At 66.0% G+C, this 6,656-nt stretch carries 4 protein-coding genes; 1 reads left to right on the top strand and 3 read right to left on the bottom strand.

What is annotated here, in order from left to right:
- Positions 1–71 precede the first annotated feature (71 nt).
- The 3 genes from mutL to rfaD are packed head-to-tail and all read right to left on the bottom strand — an operon-like array spanning position 72 to position 5,427.
- Positions 72–1,988 carry a DNA mismatch repair endonuclease MutL gene (gene mutL / locus VN419_RS05720; RefSeq protein WP_325645368.1) on the bottom strand — a complete coding sequence of 639 codons (1,917 nt, stop codon included), beginning with the start codon at positions 1,986–1,988 and terminating at the stop codon, positions 72–74.
- A 16-nt stretch (positions 1,989–2,004) separates the two neighbouring features.
- Positions 2,005–4,416 (bottom strand): LPS-assembly protein LptD, encoded by a 2,412-nt coding sequence (locus tag VN419_RS05715; protein WP_325645366.1) that lies wholly within the window; start codon positions 4,414–4,416, stop codon positions 2,005–2,007.
- Between the two features lie 24 nt (positions 4,417–4,440).
- Positions 4,441–5,427 (bottom strand): ADP-glyceromanno-heptose 6-epimerase, encoded by a 987-nt coding sequence (gene rfaD / locus VN419_RS05710; RefSeq protein WP_325645364.1) that lies wholly within the window; start codon positions 5,425–5,427, stop codon positions 4,441–4,443.
- Positions 5,428–5,693: 266 nt separating this feature from the next.
- Between rfaD and VN419_RS05705 the strand changes: the two genes are divergently transcribed.
- On the top strand, positions 5,694–6,656 hold a 963-nt coding region (locus VN419_RS05705), incomplete at its 3' end, for an OmpA family protein (RefSeq protein ID WP_325645362.1).

The raw sequence follows: 6,656 nt of genomic DNA, 5'->3' as shown, positions 1-6,656 counted from the left end.
TGGCAGAGTTTTTCCCGGGGCGCAAGATGGCAGATGCCCCCCCGGGGCGGGAAACGGCAGTCCTGACCGGACTATTTGCGCTTGAACAGACGCTCCAGGTCGCCCTCCGCAAAGGAAACCACCACCGGCCTGCCGTGGGGGCAATGCTCACGCTCCGGCGCGTCCAGCCAAGCCTCCAGAAGGGCCAGGGCCTCGTCCACGGCCAGGGCCTGCCCGGCCTTGATGGCCGACTTGCAGGACAGAAGCGTCCACAGGGAAGTGAGCCCGTCGGACTGCTCGTCCAGGATCTCGCGCAGGTGCTCCACGGCCTTGCCCGCGGGCAGGCTGGGCGGCACGCCCATGACCTGCAGCCGCCCGGCCTCGCGCTCCAGCACGAAGCCCACCTCGCGCAGGCCTTCGGAAAGCTCGTCCAGACGCAGGGCTTCCGCCGGGTGCAGGGAAAGGGAAAGCGGCACTGCCAGGGGCTGGGTGTCGCCCGCGCTGCGCGCCCGGCGCATGCCCTCCAGAATCACGCGCTCGTGCGCGGCGTGCTGGTCCACGATGATGAGCCGCCCGGAGGCCGCGCCGCCCTGGCGCAAAATGAGGTACGTGCCCGCCACCTGCCCAAGATACTCCAGCCCCTCGCGACTCAGGGAACGCGGCGCCGCGGCGCTCAAGGGAGAGCCGCCCGCTGAAGCCGCAGCCCCGGACCAGGCAGGCTGCGCCCCGCCCGGCGTGAAGGGCAGGGGCACCTCGCGCTCCGGCGGGGGCGAGCGGAAATCCTCATAGGCGCGCAGCTGGGCGGGCTTTTCGCCCCTCGCCCACGCTCCGGGGCCGCCTGGCCCGCCGAACCCGCCGAACCCGGATGGCTCGACTGCCGCGCGGCTGGGCGCGGAAGTCCAGCCCCCGGCGGAGGGGCGGCAGGGCTCGGGCGCGTCGAACGCCTGCCCGCGCTCGGGGCTGGCACCGGCATCGGCGCAAGAGGCAGCGTAGGAAGCGGCGGACTCGGCCAGACCGCCGGACCCGGCCACGGGCTCCAAGGCCCAGCGCAGCAGGGAGAACACCGCGCCCTCGTCGCGGAAGCGCACCTCCATCTTGGAGGGGTGCACGTTCACGTCCACCTCCTGCGGGGGCAGTTCCAGGAACAGCAGCAGCTGCGGGTGCTCGCCGGAGAGCAGGCGGCCCTTGTAGGCCTCGCGCGCGGCGCGCATGAGCAGGCGGTCCTGCACAGGGCGGCCGTTGACGTAGAAGAGCATGCGGTCGGCCTTGTTCTGCGCGTGGGAAGGCCTGCCCGCCAGGCCGCGCGCGGTCATGCCGTCCTTTTCGCGGGAAAATTCGGCCAGGCCCTCCAGCACCTGCGGCGGCCAGAACTGGCCCAGGCGCGCGGCAAGGCTCTGCCCTCCGGGCAGGCGGAAAATCTCGCGCCCGCCGCTGGTGAGGGAGAAAGCCACGTCGGGCCGGGCGAGGGCCATGCGCATGAGCGCCTCCTGGCAGCGCTTGGCCTCCGTGGCCTCGGTGCGCAGGAATTTCAGCCGGGCAGGCGTGCTGGCGAAGAGCCTGCGCATCTCCACCCGGGTGCCCGCGGCGAGCGCGGCCGGGCCCTCGGCCGTCACCGCGCCGTGTTCCACCTCGATGAAGGCGGCCTCGGCGGCCTCCCGCGCGCGGGAGGTGAGGGTGACGTGCGACACCGAGGCGATGCTCGGCAGGGCCTCGCCCCGGAAGCCGAAGCTCGTCACGGCGAAGAGGTCGGCCACGGTCTTGAGCTTGCTGGTGGCGTGACGGGTGACGGCCAGGGCCAGCTCATCGGCCGGAATGCCGTCGCCGTCGTCGGACACGAGAAGCCGCGTCACGCCGCCGCCTTCAAGCACAACGTCCACGCGGGCCGCGCCCGCGTCGAGGCTGTTCTCAACGAGTTCCTTGAGCACGCTGGACGGGCGCTCCACCACCTCGCCGGCGGCGATCTGGTTGCGCAGGGTTTCTGGAAGCAGGGTGATTGCGGGGCGCGTCATGCCCCGGAGCATGCCCTTAGGGCTTGCCGAAATCAAGCAGGTTGAAACGCAGCTCCACGCCCTGGTCGCTGGGCTTGCGGGAGTACTTGAGCTGGATCTCGTAGCACTGGTCGGTCCACACGAAGCCCGCGGTCTTCTCCAGGTCGGAGTGCCCGGCGATGTCCATGCGGTAGTTGCTGACGAACTTGAGCTTCTCGGTGATGTGGTAGTCCGCGCCCACGGTGAGCACCTGCACGTCGCTGTTGCGCTGGCGGGTGTACTCGTGCACCGGGAGCAGGTAGTCGTAGCCGAAGCGCAGCTCGCCCAGTTTCTCCTTGCTCAGTGTCAGGGTGTTCTCATGCTCCGTGGCCCGGCTCAGGTAGGGAGAGTAGAAGGTCTTGGAAGTCAGGGTGAGGTACTTCTCCGGACGGACGGAGGTTTCGAGCATCACGTCGGGGAAGGGCCGTTTGGCGTAGGTGCCCAGCTGGTCGGTGCGGGCGGCCTCGTCGCGGTTGAAGGACTGCTCCACCCGAACGCGCAGGAAGTCCAGATAGTCGGTGCTGGCCACGGGCAGGGTCGAGTTGCCGTCCGCGCCGGGCTTGTTCGGACCGGCCACCACGCTGCTGCGCTTGCGGTCGAACACGTTGGTCAGCGAATAGGTGACGAGATTCTGGCGCTCCAGACGGTCCAGGCTGTCAAAGTAGGGCAGGCGGTCCTGGGACTTGGGCGCGGGCACGTAGGCGAACTCCAGCCGGGGCATGACGCTGTGGCGCACGGCGCCCCACTCGCTCTTGCCGATGTTCTCCTGCGTGGCGGCCAAAGGCAGGTCGGAAAGCTTGAACACGCGCGAGAACTCGGTGAAGCCGGTGAAGCCGAGCTCATAGAAGGTGCGGGCGGGGGTCTTGTTGCCCGTGGTGGTGGCAGGCTCGTTGGTGTAGCCGCCCACGGTGTAGGCCGTGTTGCGCAGGCCGCCGCTGGGGATGAGCGTCACCGGGCCCAGATTCAGCGGCAGGCTCACGGTGGGGTGCAGGTCGGTGCGCACCCCGCGCGTGCCGAACTCGCGCCAGAAATAATTGAAGCGCCCGGCCGCTTCCAAGTCAAAGGGCGTACCCGACAGGGCGTCCTTGAAAGCGAAAGCGTTGATCTCCGGCAGGCTTTGCGTGGTGGGGTTCTTGGAGGCGGAATTGTTGCCGTTCATGTAGGCCAGATTCTGTATCCAGGAAGCCTTGGCCGTGACCCCGTACTTTTCCCAGCTGCGCGACATGAAGGCCGTGGTGGTGCGCGTCGAGGAGTCGGCCACCTCGATGTCGCGGCCGAAGTCCTTCAGGAAGGTGCGGCGGCTGGCCTCAAAGCCCGAGGCTCCGGAGCCGAACTCGCGCAGGTAGTTCTGGTCGCTCACCATATCCACGTCGAGCTTGAAGTTCCAGTCCGGGTCGACCACGAAGCCGTCGTACTTGCTGCGCGCCCACCAGCGGTTGCGGTTGGGCCGCAGCAGACCGTCGTTCTGCTGGTACAGCTCCTCGTCGTACAGCTTGGCCGCCACCTTGCGGTCATGCAGAAAGTCGATGCGCCAGTCGCCCTTGGTGCGGCTGTTTTCCGCGTGGCGATACTCCAAACCCTGCATGAGACCCCGGCTGCTCATGGCGTTCTCGTAGAAGGTCAGGTCGCGCTCTTCATCGATGACGTGGTAATAGGCCTGGTTGATGGAGTAACCGCGCCGGGTGCTGTGGGAAAACTCCGGGATGAGCAGGCCGCTTTGACGCTTGCCGCTGCCGGGCAGCGAAAGGAAGGGCGAATAGGCCACGGGCTGGTCCAGCACATTGAAGCGCGAGCCCCACAGCTGGGTGCGCCCGTCCAGGTTCAGGTCGCCGTCCTCGGCCGTGAAAGACCAGGCGGGCCTTTCTCCCTCGCAGCCGGTGAATTTGGCGTTCTGGAAGCGGTAGCTGCCGGTGCCGTACTTGCGGGCATAGGCCGTGTCCACGTGGACATTGCTCTTGGGCACAAAAACCTTGCCGCGCTTCAGCCAGCCCTGCATGCTGGTCAGATCGAACTCGGCCTCCTCGGCCTCCAGCACGTCGCCCTCCCAAAGCACGCGCACGTTGCCGCGCAGAATGACCCAGCGGCTGGCCTGATAATAACGGATGAAGTCGGCCTTGAGGGTGTTCAGGCCGCGCACCAGGGTGGCTCCGCCCACGGCTTCAATGTACTCGCTGCCGTGCTGGCCGATGATGCGGTCGGCCGCAAGGTTCCACTGCTCCTGCCCGGCGTCGCCCACGACCAGGCCGTTCTGCCCGGCCGCGGGGGCCTTGGCTCCGGCGGGCGGCGGCGTGACGGCCATGCGCACTTCCGAGGAGCCGGAGACGGAATCTCCGGTGGCCCCCAGGGCGGGTCCGGCCACCAGGCTCAGAATGAGCCAGAGGGTCGGAATCGTGCGGTGCCGCGCGCGCATCAAATCAGTATCTTCCTTTTTTAACTAGAGTTTTCTGGAGTCCAGGTAGGCGTCGTCCTTGGCCAGATAACCGGTGACGTAGTCCTTCACGCCGTCCTCCAGGCTGCTGAACGGGGCCGTGTAGCCCAGGGCCCGCAGCTTCCCCATCTCCGCGCGGGTGAGGTACTGGTACTTGTCGCGGATGGCTTCGGGCATGTCGATGTACTCGATGTTCGGCTTGCGGCCCATGGCCAGAAACACGGCCTTGGCCAAATCATTCCACGTACGAGCAATTCCGGTGCCAACATTGATGACGCCGTTCGCCTCAGGGTGTTCAAGCAGCCACCAGAGGATGTCCACGCAGTCCTTGATGTACACGAAGTCGCGCATCTGGCCGCCGTCGGGGTACTCCTTGCGGTAGGAGCGGAACAGGCGCATCTGGCCGCGCTCCAGAATCTGCGCGTAGGCCTTGCAGATGACGCTGCGCATGTCGCCCTTGTGATATTCGTTGGGCCCGAAGACGTTGAAGAATTTGATGCAGGCGATCTTGTCCAGCACGCCCGCGCGCTGGGCCCACAGGTCGAAAAGCTGCTTGGAATAGCCGTACATATTGAGCGGCTTCAAACGGCCGATGCCCTCATGGTCGTCGTTGAAGCCGAACTCCCCGCCTCCGTAGGTGGCCGCGCTGGAGGCGTTCAGGAACCTCGCCCCGTGGGCCAGGGCATAGCGGCACAGCACCTGGGTGTAACGGGTGTTGTTCTCCATCAGGAAGTCGGCGTCGCGCTCGGTGGTGCTGGAGCAGGCGCCCATGTGCACAATGCCCGTGACGTTGAAGGGATCGGCCTCGCCCGCAACCATCTTCAAGAAGCGGTCGCGGTGCAGGTAGTCCGTGTAGCGCAGGTTCACCAGGTTCTTCCACTTCTCGGTGGCGGCCAGGTTGTCCACCACGAGAATGTCGTCGATGCCCATCTGGTTCAGCTTCCAGATCATGGCGCTGCCGATGAAGCCCGCGCCGCCGGTGACGATGTACATGAGTCGGCTCCTTGACGGTTATGCCCCGGAAATCGCTGCGGCCGGTCCCCGGGGCCGGGGCGGGACGCGCACTGGAACTCTCAACTTTATCCTGAGAATATCCGCTTGGCAACCGCCAGGCCCCGCCCCTGGCCGATTGAAACAAAAGCGAGCGGTAATTGTTGCCAATCCTCAACTTTTTACCTATATGTCTTGAAAGGACAAAATCGTGCCAACCACGGAGATGCCCTCTCTCTAACCACCTGAAATCCAAGGAGCACACAACCATGAGCATGCGCAAGCGTCTTTTCACCAGCCTCATGCTGGCCGCCCTGATGGCCCTGGTCCTGGCCGTGCAGGCCCCTGCCGAAACCCTGAAGCCCAAGGTCGACAACTTCATCCTCTTCGTCGACTACTCCGGCTCCATGGCCATGACGAGCGACAGCCTGAACACCATCAAAATCAAGCATGCCAAGGAACTCATCGGCCGCATGAACGCCGAGATCCCCGCGCTCAACTATCAGGGCGGCGTGGCCACCTTCGCCCCGTACGAAGTTCTGCTGGCCCCCAAGGCCTATGACAAGGCCGCTGTGGCTGCCGCCAACGCCAAGATCAAGACCGACTACGAGATCTACGGCCGCAATACCCCCATGGGCCTGGGCCTGAAGGATCTTGATCCCGTCCTGTCCAAGTTCTCCGGCAAGACCGCGCTGATCATCTTCACCGACGGCGACTCCAACTACGGCATGGACCCCGTGGCCGAGGCCAAGGCCCTGTACGCCAAGTACCCCAACCTGTGCATCCACGTGGTCTCCTACGCCGACAACGCCCGCGGCAAGATGGTCATCGACGAGATCCGCGCCATCAGCCGCTGCACCGTGGCCGGCGACGCCAAGGGCCTGAGCGACGCGGGCGCCCTCAAGAAGTTCGTGAAGGACGTGTTCTACGACGTCGAGGCCGACGCCCCGGCCCGCGCCATGGCTCCGGCCAAGGCCGAGTGCGAGACCATCACCTTCGGCAACCTGAACTTCGGCTTCGACAAGTTCCAGATCACCAAGGAGATGGAGCCCGCCCTGGAGCAGGCCCTGACCATCCTGAAGGATTCCAAGTGCCAGAAGTTCACCATTGAAGGCCACACCGACAACGTTGGCGGCGTGCCCTACAACCAGAAGCTGTCCGAGCGCCGCGCCGCCTCCGTGGCCAAGTGGCTCTCCGACCATGGTCTGAACGCCGCCCGCCTGAACCCGGTG

It is taken from the genome of Humidesulfovibrio sp., from assembly GCF_035560995.1.
Classification (GTDB): Bacteria; Desulfobacterota; Desulfovibrionia; order Desulfovibrionales; family Desulfovibrionaceae; genus Humidesulfovibrio.
Note: the sequence above shows the minus strand (reverse complement) of the source record. Positions and strands in the feature narration are given on the sequence as shown.

Bases quoted from the DNA above. Each gene is read 5' to 3' on its own strand.
- mutL (WP_325645368.1), bottom strand. From the start codon at position 1,988: ATGACGCGCCCCGCAATCACCCTGCTTCCAGAAACCCTGCGCAACCAG.
- VN419_RS05715 (WP_325645366.1), bottom strand. From the start codon at position 4,416: ATGCGCGCGCGGCACCGCACGATTCCGACCCTCTGGCTCATTCTGAGC.
- rfaD (WP_325645364.1), bottom strand. From the start codon at position 5,427: ATGTACATCGTCACCGGCGGCGCGGGCTTCATCGGCAGCGCCATGATC.